This is a genomic window from Vibrio sp. GLN_1, assembly GCF_043106015.1.
Classification (GTDB): domain Bacteria; phylum Pseudomonadota; class Gammaproteobacteria; order Enterobacterales; family Vibrionaceae; genus Vibrio; species Vibrio parahaemolyticus.
This window is the reverse complement of sequence record NZ_JBICMD010000004.1, coordinates 376740-397355: the sequence shown is the minus strand read 5'-3', so window position 1 is coordinate 397355 and position 20616 is coordinate 376740. Positions and strand designations below refer to the sequence as shown.

18 protein-coding genes are annotated in these 20616 nt (G+C 45.7%); 9 read left to right on the top strand and 9 right to left on the bottom strand.

Annotated features, from left to right (window positions below):
* Positions 1 to 152: 152 nt before the first annotated feature.
* From pdhR to lpdA, 4 genes are all read left to right on the top strand, one after another.
* On the top strand, positions 153 to 920 hold the full coding sequence (gene pdhR, locus ACF8OV_RS02120) for a pyruvate dehydrogenase complex transcriptional repressor PdhR (RefSeq protein WP_029823257.1): 768 nt from the start codon (positions 153 to 155) through the stop codon (positions 918 to 920).
* 48 nt (positions 921 to 968) lie between these two features.
* Complete coding sequence (aceE, locus tag ACF8OV_RS02115; protein WP_025611111.1) at positions 969 to 3632, top strand: pyruvate dehydrogenase (acetyl-transferring), homodimeric type; 2664 nt, start codon at positions 969 to 971, stop codon at positions 3630 to 3632.
* Between the two features lie 19 nt (positions 3633 to 3651).
* Positions 3652 to 5538 (top strand): pyruvate dehydrogenase complex dihydrolipoyllysine-residue acetyltransferase, encoded by a 1887-nt coding sequence (gene aceF, locus ACF8OV_RS02110; protein WP_203503825.1) that lies wholly within the window; start codon positions 3652 to 3654, stop codon positions 5536 to 5538.
* A gap of 268 nt (positions 5539 to 5806) precedes the next feature.
* Positions 5807 to 7234, top strand: a complete 1428-nt coding sequence (gene lpdA, locus ACF8OV_RS02105) for a dihydrolipoyl dehydrogenase (RefSeq protein ID WP_203503827.1) — start codon at positions 5807 to 5809, stop codon at positions 7232 to 7234.
* 126 nt (positions 7235 to 7360) lie between these two features.
* Here the strand turns inward: lpdA and opaR are convergent, their stop codons facing one another.
* Entirely contained in the window at positions 7361 to 7975 is a 615-nt protein-coding gene (opaR, locus tag ACF8OV_RS02100; RefSeq protein ID WP_005479697.1) for a transcriptional regulator OpaR, read from the bottom strand.
* Positions 7976 to 8293: 318 nt separating this feature from the next.
* On the opposite strand from opaR, the gene hpt reads away from it, so the two are divergent.
* Positions 8294 to 8824, top strand: coding sequence for a hypoxanthine phosphoribosyltransferase (gene hpt / locus ACF8OV_RS02095; protein ID WP_005479701.1), 531 nt, complete (start codon positions 8294 to 8296; stop codon positions 8822 to 8824).
* 73 nt (positions 8825 to 8897) lie between these two features.
* Here hpt and can read toward each other — a convergent pair whose 3' ends face one another.
* Positions 8898 to 9566 (bottom strand): carbonate dehydratase, encoded by a 669-nt coding sequence (gene can, locus ACF8OV_RS02090; RefSeq protein ID WP_005462578.1) that lies wholly within the window; start codon positions 9564 to 9566, stop codon positions 8898 to 8900.
* Between the two features lie 283 nt (positions 9567 to 9849).
* On the opposite strand from can, the gene ACF8OV_RS02085 reads away from it, so the two are divergent.
* The 4 genes from ACF8OV_RS02085 (at position 9850) to ACF8OV_RS02070 (ending at position 14518) form a co-directional block, all read left to right on the top strand.
* Positions 9850 to 11520 (top strand): SulP family inorganic anion transporter, encoded by a 1671-nt coding sequence (locus ACF8OV_RS02085; protein ID WP_203503829.1) that lies wholly within the window; start codon positions 9850 to 9852, stop codon positions 11518 to 11520.
* Positions 11521 to 11771: 251 nt separating this feature from the next.
* Positions 11772 to 12689, top strand: coding sequence for an ABC transporter ATP-binding protein (locus ACF8OV_RS02080; RefSeq protein WP_005462584.1), 918 nt, complete (start codon positions 11772 to 11774; stop codon positions 12687 to 12689).
* Positions 12690 to 13460 carry an ABC transporter permease gene (locus tag ACF8OV_RS02075; protein ID WP_005479696.1) on the top strand — a complete coding sequence of 257 codons (771 nt, stop codon included), beginning with the start codon at positions 12690 to 12692 and terminating at the stop codon, positions 13458 to 13460.
* Positions 13461 to 13588: 128 nt separating this feature from the next.
* The gene (locus ACF8OV_RS02070) at positions 13589 to 14518 is read left to right on the top strand and encodes a Kdo(2)-lipid IV(A) acyltransferase (protein WP_031821487.1); all 930 of its coding nucleotides are present in this window, start codon (positions 13589 to 13591) and stop codon (positions 14516 to 14518) included.
* 51 nt (positions 14519 to 14569) lie between these two features.
* Here the strand turns inward: ACF8OV_RS02070 and panC are convergent, their stop codons facing one another.
* The 7 genes from panC to sfsA all read right to left on the bottom strand — a co-directional run bounded on the left by panC (position 14570) and on the right by sfsA (position 20613).
* Positions 14570 to 15475 (bottom strand): pantoate--beta-alanine ligase, encoded by a 906-nt coding sequence (panC, locus tag ACF8OV_RS02065; protein WP_020835401.1) that lies wholly within the window; start codon positions 15473 to 15475, stop codon positions 14570 to 14572.
* A gap of 11 nt (positions 15476 to 15486) precedes the next feature.
* A complete protein-coding gene (gene panB / locus ACF8OV_RS02060) occupies positions 15487 to 16281 on the bottom strand; it encodes a 3-methyl-2-oxobutanoate hydroxymethyltransferase (RefSeq protein WP_005454450.1) in 795 nt (264 codons plus the stop codon).
* Between the two features lie 24 nt (positions 16282 to 16305).
* Complete coding sequence (gene folK, locus ACF8OV_RS02055; RefSeq protein ID WP_005494002.1) at positions 16306 to 16791, bottom strand: 2-amino-4-hydroxy-6-hydroxymethyldihydropteridine diphosphokinase; 486 nt, start codon at positions 16789 to 16791, stop codon at positions 16306 to 16308.
* Positions 16788 to 18155: a polynucleotide adenylyltransferase PcnB gene (gene pcnB / locus ACF8OV_RS02050; protein WP_029825269.1), complete on the bottom strand. Its 1368-nt coding sequence runs from the start codon at positions 18153 to 18155 to the stop codon at positions 16788 to 16790. The genes folK and pcnB overlap by 4 nt, the downstream gene beginning before the upstream one ends.
* Before the next feature lie 81 nt (positions 18156 to 18236).
* Positions 18237 to 19121 carry a tRNA glutamyl-Q(34) synthetase GluQRS gene (gene gluQRS, locus ACF8OV_RS02045; protein WP_005494009.1) on the bottom strand — a complete coding sequence of 295 codons (885 nt, stop codon included), beginning with the start codon at positions 19119 to 19121 and terminating at the stop codon, positions 18237 to 18239.
* Positions 19122 to 19313: 192 nt separating this feature from the next.
* Entirely contained in the window at positions 19314 to 19760 is a 447-nt protein-coding gene (dksA, locus tag ACF8OV_RS02040; protein ID WP_005490361.1) for an RNA polymerase-binding protein DksA, read from the bottom strand.
* Positions 19761 to 19896: 136 nt separating this feature from the next.
* Positions 19897 to 20613 carry a DNA/RNA nuclease SfsA gene (gene sfsA, locus ACF8OV_RS02035; protein WP_017447689.1) on the bottom strand — a complete coding sequence of 239 codons (717 nt, stop codon included), beginning with the start codon at positions 20611 to 20613 and terminating at the stop codon, positions 19897 to 19899.
* Positions 20614 to 20616: the final 3 nt, after the last annotated feature.

The following is a 20616-nucleotide window of genomic DNA, read 5'->3' as shown; positions in this document are numbered from 1 at the left end:
ATAGTCAATTGTTATCAGACTGTTGGTTGTAAGTCCGTTCTATGATTTAGGTCAATTTTTGGCTGGACAGTTGCGTTTTAATTATGTTAATTTCTGCACCAACTTAAAATTGGTATTACCAATTACCTGCAAGAGTAGAAGAACAATAAATTATGGCTTATCAAAGGATTCGTCAGCCAAAGCTCTCTGATGTTATTGAACAAGAGTTAGAAAGGTTGATTGTGGAAGGAACATTGTCTCCGGGGCAACAATTGCCACCAGAGCGCGAACTGGCGAAACAGTTCGATGTGTCTCGTCCTTCAGTCCGTGAAGCCATCCAACGCTTAGAAGCGAAACGTTTGTTAACTCGTCGCCAAGGTGGCGGTACTTTCGTTAGCGAAAACATCTGGAAAAGCTTTTCCGATCCTTTGCTGAATTTGTTGTCTAGCCACTCTGAAACCCAACTTGATTTGCTTGAGTCACGTCATGCAATGGAAGGGATTTCAGCGTACTTTGCAGCTTTGCGTGGTACCGAAGAAGATTTTGCACGCATTCAAGGCTGCCTTGAGCGCATTAGTAAAGAGCAAGCAAACAACGATATCGAAGCGGAATCAGCGGAAGTTATGCAGTTTTTAATTGCGATAACAGAAGCGGCTCATAATGTCGTGTTACTGCACATTGTGCGTAGCTTAGCTCCTCTACTTGAGCAAAACATTATACAGAATTTTAAATTACTACGTCGCCGCCCTGAGGCGGTCGAGAAAGTGAGTAAACACCGAGCTAACATTGTGGATGCGATTGTTTCTGGTCAGCCTGAAAAGGCTCGTGAGATGTCTCATTCGCACTTGGCTTACATCGAAGAAACATTGTTGGATTTGACTCGAGAAGAGTCTCGACGAGAGCGTTCTCTGCGTCGAATTCAGCAGGGTAACAACTCGTAAGAGTGTTACTTAAATAAGTAGATCCAACCAACAGAAGGATAGATCGCCATGTCTGATATGAAGCATGACGTAGATGCACTGGAAACTCAAGAATGGCTACAAGCACTTGAGTCAGTTGTACGTGAAGAAGGTGTAGAACGCGCTCAGTACCTACTAGAGCAGGTTCTAGACAAAGCACGTCTAGACGGTGTTGATATGCCAACAGGTATCACAACTAACTACATCAACACGATTCCTGCAGACCAAGAGCCAGCTTACCCTGGTGACACAACGCTTGAGCGCCGTATTCGTTCCATCATTCGCTGGAACGCCATCATGATCGTTCTTCGCGCATCTAAGAAAGACCTAGAACTAGGCGGCCACATGGCGTCTTTCCAGTCTTCTGCTGCATTCTACGAAACATGTTTCAACCACTTCTTCCGTGCGCCAAACGAGAAGGACGGTGGTGACCTAGTTTACTACCAAGGTCACATCTCACCGGGTATCTACGCTCGTGCGTTCGTTGAAGGTCGTCTAACTGAAGAGCAGCTAGACAACTTCCGTCAAGAAGTGGATGGTAAAGGTATCCCATCATACCCGCACCCTAAACTAATGCCTGAATTCTGGCAGTTCCCAACCGTATCTATGGGTCTAGGTCCGATCTCTGCGATCTACCAAGCTCGTTTCCTTAAGTACCTTGAAGGCCGCGGCATGAAAGATACTTCTGAGCAGCGCGTTTACGCGTTCCTAGGTGACGGTGAGATGGATGAGCCTGAATCACGTGGTGCTATCTCTTTCGCTGCGCGTGAGAAGCTAGACAACCTATGTTTCCTAATCAACTGTAACCTGCAGCGTCTAGATGGCCCTGTAATGGGTAACGGTAAGATCATTCAAGAACTTGAAGGTCTGTTCAAAGGTGCTGGCTGGAACGTAGTGAAAGTGATCTGGGGTAACAACTGGGATTCTCTACTAGCTAAAGACACAACTGGTAAGCTTCTACAGCTTATGAACGAAACAATCGATGGCGATTACCAAACGTTCAAAGCGAAAGATGGCGCATACGTGCGTGAGCACTTCTTCGGTAAGTACCCAGAAACTGCTGCACTAGTTGCTGACATGACTGACGACGAAATCTTCGCACTTAAGCGTGGTGGTCATGAGTCTTCTAAGCTTTACGCTGCTTACAAAAACGCGGCAGAAACTAAAGGCCGTCCAACAGTTATCCTAGCTAAGACTGTTAAAGGTTACGGCATGGGTGAAGCGGCTGAAGGTAAGAACATCGCGCACCAAGTTAAGAAGATGGATATGACTCACGTACTACACCTACGTGATCGTCTAGGTCTACAAGACATCCTAACTGACGAAGCGGTTAAAGAACTTCCGTACCTGAAACTTGAAGAAGGTTCAAAAGAGTACGAATACCTACACGCTCGTCGTAAAGCGCTACACGGCTACACGCCACAGCGTCTACCAAACTTCACTCAAGAACTCATCGTTCCTGAGCTAGAAGAATTCAAGCCACTACTAGAAGAGCAGAAGCGTGATATCTCTTCTACTATGGCATTCGTACGTGCACTTAACGTTCTACTTAAGAACAAGAACATTGGTAAGAACATCGTTCCTATCATTGCTGACGAAGCGCGTACATTTGGTATGGAAGGTCTGTTCCGTCAAATCGGTATTTACAACCCGCACGGCCAGAACTACACACCACAAGACCGCGACATCGTTTCTTACTACAAAGAAGCAACGTCAGGTCAGGTTCTGCAAGAAGGTATCAACGAGCTAGGTGCTATGTCTTCATGGGTTGCTGCTGCGACTTCATACTCGACAAACGACCTACCAATGATCCCGTTCTACATCTACTACTCAATGTTCGGCTTCCAACGTGTTGGCGACATGGCGTGGATGGCGGGCGACCAACAAGCACGTGGTTTCCTACTAGGTGCAACCGCTGGTCGTACGACGCTGAACGGCGAAGGTCTACAGCACGAAGACGGTCACTCGCACATCATGGCGGGTACAGTTCCTAACTGTATCTCTTACGACCCAACATTCGCGTACGAAGTAGCAGTAATCATGCAAGACGGTATCCGTCGCATGTACGGTCCTGATCAAGAGAACGTGTTCTACTACCTGACGCTAATGAACGAAAACTACGCAATGCCAGCAATGCCAGAAGGCGCTGAAGAAGGCATCCGTAAAGGTATCTACAAGCTAGAAACTTACACGGGCGATAAAGCGAAAGTTCAGCTAATGAGCTCAGGTACTATCATGAATGAAGTACGTAAAGCAGCTCAAATCCTAAGCGAAGAGTACGGTGTTGCTTCTGATGTTTACTCTGTAACGTCATTCAACGAACTAACTCGCGACGGTCAAGATGCAGAGCGTTTCAATATGCTTCACCCAGAAGCGGAAGCGAAAGTACCTTACATCCAAACAGTAATGGGTACTGAGCCAGCTATCGCAGCAACTGACTACATGAAGAACTACGCAGAGCAGGTTCGTGCATTCATTCCTGCTGAGTCTTTCAAAGTTCTTGGTACTGACGGCTTCGGTCGCTCAGACAGCCGTGAAAACCTACGTCGTCACTTCGAAGTGAACGCAGGTTACGTAGTAGTAGCAGCGCTAACTGAACTAGCGAAACGTGGCGAAGTTGAGAAGACTGTAATTGCTGAAGCAATCAAGAAGTTCGACATCGACACTGAGAAAACTAACCCGCTATACGCTTAATTAAGAAGGTAGATAAGAAATGGCAATCGAAATTAATGTACCAGACATCGGTGCGGATGAGGTTGAAGTTACTGAGATTCTTGTAAGCGTTGGCGACAAGGTTGAAGAAGAACAGTCTCTGATCACTGTTGAAGGCGATAAAGCTTCTATGGAAGTTCCTGCTTCTCAAGCGGGTATCGTTAAAGAAATCAAAGTTGCAGAAGGCGACAAGGTTTCTACTGGTTCTCTAATCATGATTTTCGAAGCCGAGGGTGCAGCTGACGCTGCACCTGCTCCTGCGGCAGAAGTGGCTCCAGCAGCGGCTCCAGCTCCAGCAGCAGCGGCAGAACTGAAAGAAGTTCACGTACCAGACATCGGTGGTGACGAAGTTGAAGTTACTGAAATCATGGTAGCAATCGGCGACAGCATCGAAGAAGAGCAATCTCTTATCACTGTAGAAGGCGACAAAGCTTCTATGGAAGTTCCTGCACCATTCGCAGGTACGCTTAAAGAGATCAAAGTAGCAGCAGGCGATAAAGTATCGACTGGCTCTCTAATCATGGTATTCGAAACTGCAGGTTCAGGTGCTCCAGCAGCTCCTGCGGCAGTTGAAGCTCCAGCGGCAGCAGCTCCAGCTGCATCTGCGGCGAAAGACGTTAACGTTCCAGATATCGGCGGCGATGAAGTAGAAGTAACTGAAATCATGGTTGCAGTTGGCGACACGGTGGAAGAAGAGCAATCTCTGATCACTGTTGAAGGCGACAAAGCTTCTATGGAAGTTCCTGCACCATTCGCTGGTACAGTTAAAGAAATCAAGATTGCAGCTGGCGACAAAGTGTCTACTGGCTCACTAATTATGGTATTCGAAGTAGCGGGCGCAGCACCTGCTCCGGCAGCAGCTCCAGCTCAAGCGGCAGCACCTGCAGCGGCAGCTCCTAAAGCAGAAGCTCCAGCGGCAGCAGCTCCAGCAGCGACTGGCGATTTCAAAGAGAACGATGAGTACGCTCACGCGTCTCCAGTTGTTCGTCGTCTAGCTCGTGAGTTCGGCGTAAACCTTTCTAAGGTTAAAGGTTCTGGTCGTAAGAGCCGTATCCTGAAAGAAGACGTTCAGAACTACGTGAAAGAAGCGCTTAAGCGTCTTGAGTCTGGTGCAGCAGCATCTGGCAAAGGCGACGGTGCAGCTCTTGGTCTACTACCATGGCCAAAAGTGGACTTCAGCAAGTTCGGTGAGACAGAAGTTCAACCGCTATCTCGCATTAAGAAGATCTCTGGTGCTAACCTACATCGTAACTGGGTAATGATCCCGCACGTTACACAGTGGGATAATGCAGACATCACGGCTCTTGAAGCATTCCGTAAAGAGCAAAACGCGATTGAAGCGAAGAAAGACACTGGCATGAAGATCACTCCACTTGTGTTCATCATGAAAGCGGCGGCTAAAGCACTTGAAGCGTTCCCAGCGTTCAACTCTTCTCTATCAGAAGACGGTGAGAGCCTAATTCTGAAGAAATACGTGAACATCGGTATCGCGGTAGATACGCCAAACGGTCTAGTTGTTCCTGTATTTAAAGACGTGAACAAGAAAGGCATCTACGAGCTATCTGAAGAGCTTATGGCTGTTTCTAAGAAAGCTCGTGCTGGCAAGCTAACTGCTGCTGACATGCAAGGTGGCTGTTTCACTATCTCTAGCCTAGGCGGTATCGGCGGTACGGCGTTTACTCCAATAGTAAACGCGCCAGAAGTTGGTATCCTAGGTGTGTCTAAGTCAGAGATGAAACCTGTATGGAACGGTAAAGAGTTCGAACCGCGTCTACAACTTCCACTGTCTCTATCATACGACCACCGTGTGATTGATGGTGCTGAAGGTGCGCGCTTCATCACTTACCTAAACGCATGTCTATCTGACATTCGTCGTCTAGTTCTTTAATCAAGATTAGATGAATGAGAGGCGGCAATTTAGCCGCCTCTGCTAATAATAACTACCGGACAATTTGGTTAGCGCCCTTACTCACAACAGGGTTTTCACAATCGAATTGTTGTCTAGCTCACAGGCTAAATTGATTTACTTTTCACACCATTAACATCTCTGTAAACTGTTGGCGGTCTGAAAATAACTGTTTAAAACGAATAACTCTTAAACATATAAAATCGATACCCACTCAGCCTGTTAGGGATAATGACTACAAGAGGTCAAAATGAGCAAAGAAATTAAAGCCCAAGTTGTTGTACTTGGTTCTGGTCCTGCTGGTTACTCCGCTGCCTTCCGTTGTGCAGACTTAGGTCTTGAAACTGTACTTGTTGAACGTTACAGCACTCTAGGTGGTGTGTGTCTGAACGTGGGTTGTATCCCATCTAAAGCACTTCTACACGTTTCTAAAGTAATTGAAGAAGCGAAAGCGATGGCTGATCACGGCGTTGTGTTCGGCGAACCGCAAACAGACATCAACAAGATCCGTATCTGGAAAGAAAAAGTTGTTAACCAACTAACTGGCGGCCTAAGCGGCATGGCTAAGATGCGTAACGTAACAGTGGTAAACGGTTACGGTAAGTTCACTGGCCCTAACTCTATCCTTGTAGAAGGTGAAGGCGAGTCAACCGTTGTTAACTTCGACAACGCAATCGTTGCGGCTGGTTCTCGTCCAATCAAACTGCCATTTATCCCGCATGAAGACCCACGTATTTGGGACTCTACTGACGCTCTTGAACTGAAAGAAGTGCCAGAAAAACTGCTTATCATGGGCGGTGGTATCATCGGTCTAGAAATGGGTACGGTTTACCACTCTCTAGGTTCTAAAGTTGAAGTTGTTGAGATGTTTGACCAGGTAATTCCTGCTGCAGACAAAGATATCGTTAAGGTTTACACCAAGCGTATCAAAGACAAGTTCAAGCTAATGCTAGAAACGAAAGTAACAGCAGTTGAAGCGAAAGAAGACGGTATCTACGTTTCAATGGAAGGCAAAAAAGCACCTGCTGAAGCAGAGCGCTACGATGCGGTTCTAGTTGCTATCGGTCGTGTACCAAACGGCAAACTTATCGACGGTGAAAAAGCGGGTCTAGAAATCGACGAGCGCGGCTTCATCAACGTTGATAAGCAAATGCGTACTAACGTTCCTCACATCTTCGCGATCGGTGATATCGTTGGTCAGCCAATGCTTGCTCACAAAGGTGTGCATGAAGGCCACGTAGCGGCTGAAGTTATCTCTGGCAAGAAGCACTACTTTGACCCTAAAGTTATTCCTTCAATCGCGTACACTGAGCCAGAAGTGGCTTGGGTTGGTAAGACTGAGAAAGAAGCGAAAGATGAAGGCATCAAGTACGAAGTGGCTACATTCCCATGGGCAGCATCAGGTCGTGCAATCGCATCTGACTGTGCAGACGGTATGACTAAGCTAATCTTCGACAAAGAAACTCATCGCGTAATCGGTGGTGCTATCGTTGGTACTAACGGTGGTGAACTACTAGGCGAAATCGGTCTTGCGATCGAGATGGGTTGTGATGCAGAAGATATCGCTCTAACTATCCACGCTCACCCAACTCTACACGAGTCTGTGGGTCTAGCTGCTGAAGTATTTGAAGGTTCAATCACTGACCTGCCAAATAAAAAAGCCGTTAAGAAGAAGTAAGTTCTCTTACTGAAAGAATAATAAAAACCGCTGAATTTCAGCGGTTTTTTGTATTTTAATGTTCGAAGCGGACAAACATAGAAAAGCCCACCATGTGGTGGGCTTGTTTGTATTCAAATCTGAGCTTTAGTGTTCGCGATTGTAGATGCAAAGCATATCTAGGTAAGCGCTCACGAGTTCCTTCAACTCGGCTTCACCTTTGAAGCGGTTTGCTTGTACGAACAGCGAGTAACAAATACCGTGGAATAGATTTGCCAAGTGTTCTGAATCGTGTTGATCACACACTTCACCGCGTTCAATCGCTTTAATGAACATGTTTTGAACCAGTAATTGGTTAGTGCGGTTGGTAGACACAAATAGAGGCCAAACTTCATCACGAGTTGATGCGCTCCACTCGAACCAAACTTTCAGCCAGTGACAATCTTGGCTTACGAGCTCGATCATCGCATTGGTGATGTTTGCGATGTTTTCACGAGCGTGTATGTCTAGGTCGATGTTATCCGAAAGGAAATTCGAGAACTGACGGACAACATGGTTGAGAACTTCATCAACCAAATCTTCGCGAGTTGGGAAGTAGTTAAAAACGGTTGCAACAGACACTTGCGCAATTTCAGCAATATCTGCGTGACCACCACGGCCAATACCACGGCGTGCAAATACTTCTAACGCGATTTCCATGAGTTGTTGCTTACGTTTAAGAGGAGAAAGCCTAGTTCTAGGTCTCTTTGCAATTGAGTCCATATCCATTTTCCTTGCCATTTGAGTTGTTGTTGGGGGTAACCCCCTAATTGATTATTTTAATAATTGCTTTAAGCAGTGATGAGTGTAATGGTGCATATGCACAAGGTCAACATCTGATGGATAATTTATAGACAGTAATGTCATTATTATTGATAAGTTTTGCTGTAAACTTTCGAAAATTTGGCAGCGCTCCCAAGAATTTTCCGCAAAAGGATGTGACTTTCAACCCACTCTTCGTGGTGATACACTACACGCCGTAAGATTAGGTGATCGTTTGCGTGCGACCTACCTCAACCCACAAACTAAATTGAGCACAGTATGAAACATACAATAGAAGTCATGATTTCTGAGCAAGAAGTTCAGGAACGAATTCGTGAATTAGGCAAACAAATTACAGAGCGTTACCAAGGCAGTGAAGACCTAGTTTTGGTTGGCTTGTTGCGTGGTTCTTTTGTATTTATGGCCGACCTAGCGCGTGCTATTGAACTGACTCATCAAGTTGATTTTATGACGGCATCAAGCTACGGCAATACGATGGAAAGCTCACGCGATGTACGCATCTTAAAAGATTTGGATGATGACATTAAAGGCAAAGACGTTTTGCTTGTTGAAGACATCATCGATACAGGTAACACGCTAAATAAAATTCGCGAAATCCTATCGCTACGTGAACCTAAATCTATCGCGATTTGTACGCTACTAGACAAGCCATCTCGCCGTGAAGTAAATGTGCCAGTTGATTGGATTGGTTTCGAGATCCCTGACGAGTTCGTTGTTGGTGTTGGTATCGATTACGCTCAAAAATACCGTCACCTACCATTCATCGGTAAAGTGGTTCCTCAAGAATAATTGAGTTCACTATTCGAAATACAAAAAAACGCCCATATAAATGGGCGTTTTTTATTTATTCAGATTTTATGGCTTAGCGACACAGAAGCTTATTGTCAGGGTTTAAAATCGTCGACAGTGCTTTCTGGTACGATGCTTCAACGGTCTCTTTAGAATTAGAGCGAATACCTAAATATTCAAGTCGACCATCTTCAATTCCGTATACGACACCGTGAATTTCGACATCTTGCCCGCGCTCCCACGCGTTTTGCATGATGGTTGAATTGCCTAGGTTATAAACTTGTTCTGCAACGTTAATTTCACCAAGCTTATCGGCACGATCTTCAACAGGCATTTGATCTAAGTAAGAACGATGCTTGAAGTAAAGATCTCTGATGTGCAGTAGCCAGTTATTGATAAGCCCGAGTTGAGGGTTATCTATCGCTGCGTTAACACCGCCGCAACCGTAGTGACCACACACAATAATGTGCTTCACCTTGAGTACATCAACGGCGTATTGAACAACGGAAAGGCAATTGAGGTCTGTGTGAATGACTTGGTTTGCAACATTGCGGTGAACAAATAATTCACCGGAGTAAAGGCCGGTTAATCGTTCTGCGGGTACTCGACTATCGGAGCAGCCAATCCAAAGAAAATCAGGCTTTTGGCCTTCGGCGAGCTTAGCGAAATATTCAGGACGATCAGATTTGATTTCTTCCGACCATTTTGAATTATTCTCAAATAACTGTTTAATTTCCGGCATCTTGCAAACTACTTCCCTTAAATGACAAAAGCACTCATCGCAATTGAAACATATCAAGCGATCAGTGTTGTAACTATACACAATGTTACAATTTCGATCCCGTTAAATATGCGTCAGACAGGACTCATCTGACGTGTTCTTGGAAATAAATTTGTACAATTCAGACCGCTTATTAGATAACGAATTAAGCCATAATTTATTTATGGTTTAATTTTTCACATTCCTCGTTAAAGTAATGACATTTTACTTATTTAATTTTGAAATTAATGCAGGGAGCTAAACGGTGTTCGGTAGTCGTTTTAAAGATATCAATTTCAAAGGGGATATATTTGGCGGGGTGACCACGGCCATTATTTCTCTCCCTTTGGCGTTGGCGTTCGGGGTTGCTTCGGGGGCGGGTGCAGAAGCTGGCCTTTGGGGCGCCATCATGGTGGGCTTGTTTGCCTCCTTATTTGGTGGCTCAAATACACTTATCTCAGAACCCACGGGGCCGATGACGGTGATCATGACAGCCGTATTAACCAGTATGATGGTGAAGTACCCTGAAACAGGTATGGCGATGACGTTTACTGTTGTCATGATGGCGGGTGCATTTCAGATCTTGCTTGGAACGCTGAAGATGGGTAAATACGTCACCTTAATGCCTTACAGCGTGATCTCCGGCTTTATGTCGGGTATTGGTGTCATACTCATCATTCTTCAATTGTCGCCACTCCTGGGGCACGCTGCGCCTGCGGGAGGAGTGCTAGGGACATTGTCAGCGCTGCCTGAAACCATTTCTAATCTAAAATTTAACGAGCTTTTCCTTGGCTTGCTGACATTGGGCATTCTGTTCTTTTTCCCAAAGAAGTATCGCAAATATGTACCCGCCCAATTGGTCGCACTGGTTGCAGTGACCTTATTGTCGGTGATGTTGTTTGATACGGAAGATATCCGCCGTATCGGGGAAATTCCGGCTGGCCTGCCATCTTTGGTCGCGCCACATATCGACCCCGATATGTTCGTTGAAATGGTCATCGATGCATTGGTGTTAGGTACGCTCGGTTGTATTGATACCTTGTTAACTGCGGTTATCGGTGACTCACTTACCCGAAAAGAGCACGATTCCGACAAAGAGCTTCGTGGTCAGGGCTTAGCGAATATGATTTCAGGTTTATTCGGCGCACTTCCAGGAGCTGGCGCGACGATGGGCACGGTGACAAACATCCAAGTTGGCGCTCGCTCTCCATTATCTGGTGTGGTGCGAGCCTTAGTATTGGCTCTGGTTGTTTTGGTGGCTGGTGGATTAACTGAACCTATCCCAATGGCAGTGCTAGCAGGCATCGCGGTGTACGTTGGCTTTAACATCTTAGACTGGAGCTTTATCCAGCGCGCGCATAAGGTCAGTTTTTCTGGCATGGCGATCATGTATGGCGTGATGCTACTGACAGTGTTTGTTGATCTCATTGTGGCCGTTGGTTTGGGTGTGTTTGTTTCAAACATCATGATTATTGAGCGCTTGAGTCGCGAACAAGCTCGTCAGGTAAAAGCCATTAGTGATGCCGACGAAGATGATGTGCCACTGACGGACAGTGAACGAGGATTGTTAGATCGTGCCAATGGGCGAGTGTTGTTCTTCTATCTCTCTGGCCCAATGATTTTCAGTGTGTCGAAGGCCATTTCTCGTCAACACACCAGTATTTCAGATTACGACGTGATGATCTTGGATTTGACCGATGTTCCTATGTTGGATGTTACGGTGGGCCTAGCTCTCGAAAACGCCATTAAAGACGCGTTAGATGCTCGCTGTGAAGTATACTTGTTGTGTCCGAATCAGCGTACTCGCGAGCAACTAGAGAAGTTTCATGTCATCGATCTAGTGCCGGATAACAATATGTATCAGTTCCGCTACGAGGCCTTGAATGCGGCTGTCGCGCATGTTGAATCGGATCAATACCAGCGAATGACCGCTTAAATTTCACGCTCTGTATGAAAGCGCTGCTCAGTCTGTTTAGCGGCGCTTTTTTGTTTCCCCTTAACCCCCTCAATTGAAAACCTTGAAGATTACAAGGTTGATATTTCCAATATTGTCGAAAGGTTTAATTGTAATCATCGTTATTCGACGATAAACTAATGAAACTTTCTCCAGCTTCCTACTAAGCTTCAGGTGATGCTTATCTTGGAACTGGTCATCCCAATTCACTAACAGATGGCAATCATTACGCTATGTACGCATTAGAAATTGAACAATTACGTAAAACGTATGCGGGCGGCTTTGAAGCGTTAAAAGGCATCAGTCTACAAGTTAAAAAAGGTGACTTTTACGCGCTTCTTGGACCTAACGGTGCAGGAAAATCAACCACGATCGGCATCATCTCTTCTTTGGTTAATAAGACCTCTGGAGTGGCAAAAGTTTTTGGTTATGACATTGATACTGACTTAGAACTTGCCAAGCAAAACCTTGGTTTAGTGCCTCAAGAATTCAACTTCAACCAATTTGAAACGGTTGAGCAGATCGTCATTCAACAAGCGGGTTACTATGGTGTTTCTAAAATTCTGGCAAAAGAGCGAGCCGAAAAATACCTGAAGAAGCTCGATTTATGGGAGAAGCGCAAAGAGCGTGCTCGTAACTTATCGGGTGGTATGAAGCGTCGTTTGATGATTGCTCGCGCGCTCATGCACGAGCCAAAACTGCTGATTTTGGATGAGCCGACGGCTGGGGTGGACATTGAGCTGCGTCGTTCAATGTGGGATTTCCTCAAAGAAATCAATCAGCAGCAAGGGATCACTATCATTCTTACTACGCACTATTTAGAAGAAGCGGAAATGCTGTGTCGCAACATAGGCATTATCAATCGCGGCGAGTTGATTGAAAACACCACCATGAAAGCGTTGCTCAGCAAACTCAGCGTAGAAACCTTTATTCTAGATATCGAGACTGACGGCGAAGTGCCTGAGTTGAATGGTGTCAATCGTCAAAGCTTAATCGATGGCTCATTAGAAATTGAGTTAGATAAAAGCCAAGGTCTCAATGCGGTGTTTGCTCAATTAACGGAACATGGCGTGAAAGTGCTGTCGATGCGCAATAAAGCCAACCGATTAGAAGAACTGTTTGTCAGCATTGTCAGAGAGGGGAGCAAGTAAATGTACCAACTGTATTGGACAGCATTTCGTAGTTTGCTGGGTAAAGAGGTGACGCGCTTCTCGCGTATTTGGGTGCAAACCTTGGTACCACCAGCGATTACAATGACGCTGTATTTCATCATCTTTGGTAATCTGATCGGTTCTCGAATTGGTGAAATGAGCGGATTTAGCTATATGGAATACATCGTGCCGGGTTTGATCATGATGTCGGTGATCACCAACTCATATTCAAATGTCGCGTCTTCATTCTTTAGTGCAAAACTGCAAAAGAACATTGAAGAGTTGTTGGTTGCACCTGTGCCAAACTACGTCATCATCGCAGGTTATGTCATGGGTGGTGTAACCCGTGGCTTGCTGGTTGGTGCTATTGTGACGTGCGTGTCGCTGCTGTTTGTGGATCTACAGGTTGAGCACTGGGGCATTATTGTGGCGACGGTATTTATGACGTCGGTGGTGTTTGCTCTTGGTGGATTGATCAATGCGGTTTACGCAAAGACGTTTGATGACATCTCAATCATTCCTACGTTTGTATTAACGCCGCTTACCTATCTTGGCGGTGTGTTTTATTCGATTAGCCTGTTGCCTGAGTTTTGGCAAGGTGTATCGAAAATCAACCCAATTGTTTACATGGTGAATGCATTCCGTTACGGATTTTTAGGCGTATCGGATGTCGGTATCGTGACTTCATTTAGTGTACTTGGTGTGTTTGTTGTGGTGCTGTACGCCATTGCCCACTATTTGGTAACAAAAGGGATTGGGCTACGAAGCTAAGCCATGCTCATAAAGAAAAAGAGCAGCTATTTACGCTGCTCTTTTGCATGCACAACAATACATACCCATACAATCTTCCGGTTTTTATCATGATAGGTTTCAATCATTTGTAATAAATGAGTGATCCTATGAATATTGTCCCGCCGCCGCTTTTTTCCTATCAGTTACTTAAGCCCAAATATTGGTCTGTTTGGCTGGCATTTGGATCTCTAGCAATCATTGTTAATGTACTGCCGTATGTGGTTTTACGAATCTTAGGTAGAAGCATCGGTTGCGTTGCGATGCAGTTAATGAAGCGCCGATACAAGATCGCTTTGCGTAATCTTCAGCTATGTTTTCCTGATTACACAGATTGGCAATGCAAGGATGTGGTACGAAAAAACTTTCAATACACGGGAATGGCGCTCATCGAAACTGGTATCGCTTGGTTTTGGCCTGACTGGCGAATTAATCGCATAACTTCTATTGTTGGCAAAGATCGTCTGCTCACAGAGGAAAAGAACGGTCGCGGTGTATTAGTGGTGTGTAGTCACCATTTGAACTTGGAAATAACCGCTCGTATCTTCAGCCAATTTGCCAAAGGCTATGGTGTTTATCGACCAAACTCAAACCCTGCTTATGAATTTATTCAACATCGAGGCCGAACTCGTTTTGGGCATCAAATGATCGATCGAAAAGACGTGAAATCAATGCTCAAAGTTTTGAAAAATGGCCATCGACTTTGGTATTTACCTGATCATGATTATGGTGCCAACCATTCTGTTTTTGCACCGTTTTTTGCCGTTGAACAAGCTGCGAGCACTGTGGGGTCTAGTGTGCTTATTGACGCAACAAAGTGCGCGGTCATATCAGGTGTCACAGTGAGCAGGAATCATCACTACACGTTGTATATTGGGAAGGATCTCAGTGAGTATTTTGAAAAGCGTAATGCGATGAAAGCGGCAAGTATCTTGAACCAAGAACTCGAAAAAATGATAAGACGCGATATTCCTGCGTGGATGTGGTTGCACAAACGGTTTAAAACACGTCCTGAAGGATTTGATTGCGTCTATACGTAGAACATAAAAAAGGTCGACACAAGGTCGACCTTTTTCTTTTGAGCGTTTGGCTTATTCAGCGTTTGCTGCTGTGCCATCATTAGATTCTGCTTCATCTTTCGATTCCACAACCATATCAACGGTTTGGTTGTCGATAAGACGAGCTTGACCTAAGAATGCCGACATCAGAATGACAGCTTGTGTCGTTTCTGGTGTGATCACTTGCAGAGTACGAGCATCACGAATGAAGATCTCATCAGGATGAAGACCGGCAGCGCGTAGCTGATCATTTGCATCTTCAATGATGGATGCGTAATCATCGCGGCCACCACGAATGGCACTGCTGATCCAACGCATTGTACGAGCAAGTACTGGCGCACGTTGACGTTCATCCAGTGTCAGCAGGCCATTGCGTGAACTCATTGCTAAACCGTCCATCTCTCGTACGGTTGGTACACCAATGATTTCAATATCCATTGCTAGGTCATCAACCATCTTGCGGATAACAGCAAGTTGTTGGAAGTCCTTCTCGCCGAAGCATGCTACATCCGGTTGTACGATGTTAAATAGCTTATTCACAATGGTTGTCACGCCACGGAAGTGACCTGGGCGAGACGCGCCTTCTAGAATCGTTGAGAGGCCTGGAACATCGACGAAGGTTTGCTTATCCAGACCTTCTGGGTAGATGATTTCTGGAGTTGGCGTGAATACCACATCGACGCCTTCTGCCGTCAACTTGCTTAAGTCTTCTTCAAGCGTACGTGGGTAGTTATTTAAATCGTCTGCACGATCAAATTGCATCGGGTTTACAAAGATGCTTACGACAACGATATCAGCGTATTCGCGTGCTTTACGCACTAAAGTTAAGTGACCTTCGTGAAGGTTGCCCATTGTAGGGACGAAGGCAATTTTACGACCTTCACGTTTAAAGGTTTTAAGGTGTTCACGAACTGCTGAGATTTCCGCAAAAGTTTGCATGCTTTTATCCTCTAGGCAATGGTATGAGCGTCGTCTGGGAATACACCGTTTGCTACATCTTCAATGTATTTTGCAACGGCTTTGCGCATATCACCTGTTTCAGCAAGGAAGTTTTTGGAGAATTTAGGCATGTAGTTGGCAGAGATGCCGAACATATCATGCATTACAAGAATCTGACCATCCGTTACGTTACCCGCACCGATACCGATGACTGGCACGTCGAGTACTTTAGTAATGCGCTCTGCCAGTTCAGCAGGCACACATTCTAGTAGGACGATTTGAGCGCCTGCTTCTTGTAGCGCTAACGCATCTTTTACCATGCGATCCGCTTTTTCTTGATCGCGACCTTGGATTTTGTAACCACCAAAAATGTTAACAGACTGAGGGGTTAAACCAAGGTGAGCACAGACTGGCACTGCGCGTTCAGTAAGCATCTTAACGGTATCAACTAGCCAGTCGCCACCTTCGATTTTTACCATGTTTGCGCCTGCGCGCATCAATTTTGCCGCGTTCTCACACGCTTGCTCTGGTGTTGCGTAGCTCATGAATGGCATATCGGCCATTAGCAAGCAATTTGGGCTGCCAGCACGCACACAGCGAGTGTGGTACACGATGTCGTCTACCGTTACTGGTAGCGTATCGTTTTCACCTTGCAATACCATACCAAGTGAATCACCTACTAAAAGAACGGGCATTTCTTGGCTTTCAAAAAGTTGTGCAAAGCTCGCATCGTAAGCGGTTGAAGTAGCAAATTTACGACCTTCTTGCTTCCACTTGATAAGGTCGTTGATGGTCATCTTTTTCATTGTTTTATCCTTACTAGGAGCTGGCTATGACTGCCAAATTCTGAGGCCGTTTCTATCTACTTGTTCCAGTAGTTCAGAGACCTCGGTCCCATCAGGGAGTTGTAAACTTGGTGCAATTTCCGCAAGAGGGTAGAGTACGAATTCGCGCTCTCGCATTCCGTAATGAGGAACAATAAGTCTTTCGGAATTAATCACCTCATTGCCGTAAAGAACGATATCAAGATCCAAGGTTCTTGGTCCCCAACGTTCGTCTTTTCGGACACGCCCTTGCTCTTGCTCAATTGCTTGGGTGCAATCAAGTAGCTCAAGAGGCGTCAAATTTGTTTTGATCGCCACAACCGCATTGATGTAATCCGGCTGATTTTGTGGCCCCATAGGCGTGCTGCTGTATAGCGAAGACGCTTGTACAAACTCAGAGTTTGGTAACGTTTTTAGAGCTTCAATCGCTTGCTGAGCTTGGCTGACAGGATCAGCCAAGTTACTGCCTACCGCAATGTACGCTGTGATCATGATTTCGGCTTACTCTTCTTCTTGCGAAAGGTTTTGCGGCGACGTTGGCCCGATTTTGGCGCTTGACCATCTAGGTCTGCGGCCATAGCTTGGCGCATTTCTCGGCCTGCATTTTGGAAAGTTTCCCACCACTTAGCAAGCTTCAGAGTGTCGCCACCCTCAATTTCACCGCGCATTTCAAGAAAATCAAAGCCAGCTCTAAATTTGTTGAGTTCCATTAGGCGGAACGCACGTTTGCCATTACGTCGTGGAAGGCGCAATTGCAGCTGCCAAATCTCACGGATGGTCGCAGTATGGCGACGTGGAATTGCGATGGTGCGAACTTGATCATCAAGAATGATGTTGCTCGCTTCCATGATCGCGTCGTAATGACACAAGTTATGCTGATCCATGAGTTTGTCTGCTAGTGCACACAGCGGGTACCACAGCATTGCAGCAAACATAAATGCTGGGTTAATGCGCTTGCCATCTTCAATACGCATGTCTGTGGAATCCAACACAAGATCGAGCATTTGTTCAGTATGCGACGAGTAGTCTTCTGAGAAGTGCTCCGAAATGGCTGGGAACAGCTGTTGGAATAAGTTGTATTCACGTAGCAGGTGGTATGTCTCTAGACCGTGGCCTGATTGCAAGAGTTTGAGTGACTCTTCGAAAAGACGAGCGGAAGGAATTTCACGCAGTAGCGGCGCCATCTCTTCGATTGGTGCTGCTGTGTCTTCTTCAATATCAAAGTCCAGTTTCACGGCAAAGCGAACCGCACGCAGCATGCGCACTGGGTCTTCACGGTAGCGTGTTTCTGGATCGCCAATCAGACGAATCAGACGATCTTCTAAATCTTCGATACCGCGCGCATAGTCGTGGATCGAGTAATCAGCGATGTTGTAGTACATCGAGTTGATCGTAAAGTCACGGCGCTCAGCGTCTTCATCAATGGTGCCGTACACGTTATCGCGTAGCAGCATACCTTCTTTGGATTGCTGAGAGATGTTTTTGTTCTTTTGCTCTTGATGGTGACCGCGGAATGTCGCCACTTCGATGATGTCTCGGCCAAACATAATGTGTGCCAGACGGAAGCGTCGGCCAATCAAGCGGCAGTTTCTAAACAGTTGCTTGATCTGTTCTGGCGTTGCGTTGGTCGCAATATCAAAGTCTTTCGGTTTTTGTCCAAGCAGTAAGTCTCGAACCCCGCCACCCACAAGAAAAGCATCGAAACCAGCACCGTTTAGTCGGTACAGCACTTTCAGTGCGTTGTCACTGATCTGCTTACGCGAAATGTTGTGCTCTTCACGAGTTATTACATTGAGAGCGAGCTCTGGAACTGTGGCAGGTTCGCTTGGTGTATAGTCGTTTGTATTCATGTGCATCTGGCAATAACTGGGTTTAATCCAATCTTGCTTTGGTTAGTTATCTGCGCCTCTAGGGCTGATTTTGCGGCTAATGATAGCCTACACAGTGCCATTTGAGAATCGCGGTGTGATCTCGATCTCTGATGGCAGTTGTTCTAAGCGCCAATTTTCGCAGCCCCAACGAAGAATTTCGTTCATGCTGGCGGCTTTTATTTCTTCAGGCACATCAAAGCCTAAAAACGTCATGGCATGCAATAAAGCTGGCTTAGGGTTTTCGATATCAATAGCTGTCGCGTGATTTTGTTTCGACAATTTGTTGCCGTTGTCATCCATCGCCAATGGTAAATGCAAGTAGCTAACTTCAGGTTGTCCAAGGATTTGGTACAAACTGATTTGGCGTCCTGTTGGTTCAATCAGGTCTGCACCTCGAACCACTTCAGTAACCCCTTGGTCGATGTCGTCCAATACTACCGCAAGATTATAAGCAAATAATCCATCTCGACGTTTAATAATGAAATCTTCATTAACCAATTGCTCTGGAATCTCAATCATTCCATGTTTCTGATCGAGGAAGCGGGCAACAGGCTTGGTCATTTTTAGGCGAATCGCGCCTTCTTTCAAGTTTTTATCTCGGCAAGTTCCCGGATAAAAGCCACCGTGCTCTTTAATTTGCTTGCGAGTGCATTGGCAATAATAGGCGTCACCGTTGTCGAGCCAAGCGTCGATCTGCGCTTGGTAAAGGCCATGACGCTCGCTTTGATACACCACTTCTCCATCCCAATGCAACTGGTAAGCTTTAAGCGCTTCTAGAATCAGTTGCGAAGCGCCGGGCATTTCTCTTGGTGGATCAAGATCTTCAATGCGTACTAACCAAATTCCGTTGTTTGCTTTGGCTTGAAAATAACTGCCAAGCGCAGCAATCAATGAGCCAAAGTGTAATGGGCCAGAAGGGGATGGGGCAAATCGACCTACGTAGCGTGCCATGGGTGTATCTCGAATTTATTAGATGTACAGTTTAGTCATCGTAAGTAACGCTTCAGCTGGGTTTTGTAAACACGAAGTGGCAATAGCGTTTTGCCTGTGGTGAGTGTTTGTGGTTCTGAGCGCTTACGGGACTGATATTAGCCAAAACAAAAAGGGAGCCTTAGCTCCCTTCAGTAATCAAATGCGTGGTGATTAACCTTGCATCTGCTTCTCTTTGATTTCTGCAAGTGTTTTACAGTCAATACAAAGGTCTGCAGTTGGACGTGCTTCAAGGCGACGAACGCCAATCTCAACGCCACAAGACTCACAGAAACCAAAATCATCTTCTTTGATTTTGTCTAATGTTTTTTCAATCTTCTTGATCAAACGGCGCTCACGGTCACGATTACGCAGTTCTAGGCTGAACTCTTCCTCTTGAGAGGCGCGGTCAACTGGATCTGGGAAGTTTGCTGCTTCGTCCTGCATGTGGTGAACGGTACGATCTACTTCAGCTCGTAGTTGGTCACGCCAAGCTGTTAAGATTTTCGTAAAGTGTTCAACCTGCGCTGGTGACATGTATTCTTCACCAGGCTTCTCCTGATATGGCTCCACGCCGGCAATGGCTAGGATGCCGATCGTTTTCTTCTTTGCTTCTGGCATACAGCATCTCCTACTTACACCTAGTCAACTGCTACGCAGTCAATTTAAGGCGGGTATCTATAGCAAAAAGAGGCGGTGCAAGCAAACACTGAATCGCAAAGTTGTCGTCAATGTGAAGACGACATCATTTTTTCTCTTAATTGATAAAATCAATAGCGGAAATTAGCTTCATTTCAGTATTGCTCAGTTCGGCTTTATAGCAGAGAACTTCTACTCCGGCGTCTTGTGCTTGTTTGAGTAATAGTGAATATTTCGCGTCTATATGGTGTGCCGCGGATACTTTTTCAATACCTGAATGTAAAACAGTGAATAAAAGTATGGCTCTACTTCCATTTTGTGCCATTTCTGTGAGCTCTCTCAGGTGCTTTTGACCACGAGTCGTGACGGCATCTGGGAAGTATCCTTGTCCAGCTGAGCCTGTCTCATCAAGAAGAGTGACGCTTTTCACTTCTATATAGCATTTTGGCTTGTCGCTTGCGCTGAGCAAGATATCAATTCGACTATTTTCATTGCCATATTTCACTTCAGTTTGAAGTGTGTCATATCCGCAAAGCTCTGAAATGACATTATTTTCAATAGCCTCAACGGCTAATTGGTTGGCGCGGGCAGTATTGATACAAATACGATGCCCTTGCGCGGTTTCACTTAGCTCCCAGCTGTTGGGGTATTTGCGTTTTGGGTTGTCGGACGTTGAAAACCAAACTTTATTACCGGGTGTCGCGCAACCTGTCATCGCACCGGTGTTCGCACAGTGGATGGTGCGCAGCTCACCATTATCAAATTCGATATCAGCAAGGAAGCGTTTGTAGCGTTTAAGTAGAGTGGCTGACTCTAAAGCGGGTTTGAATTGCATTTG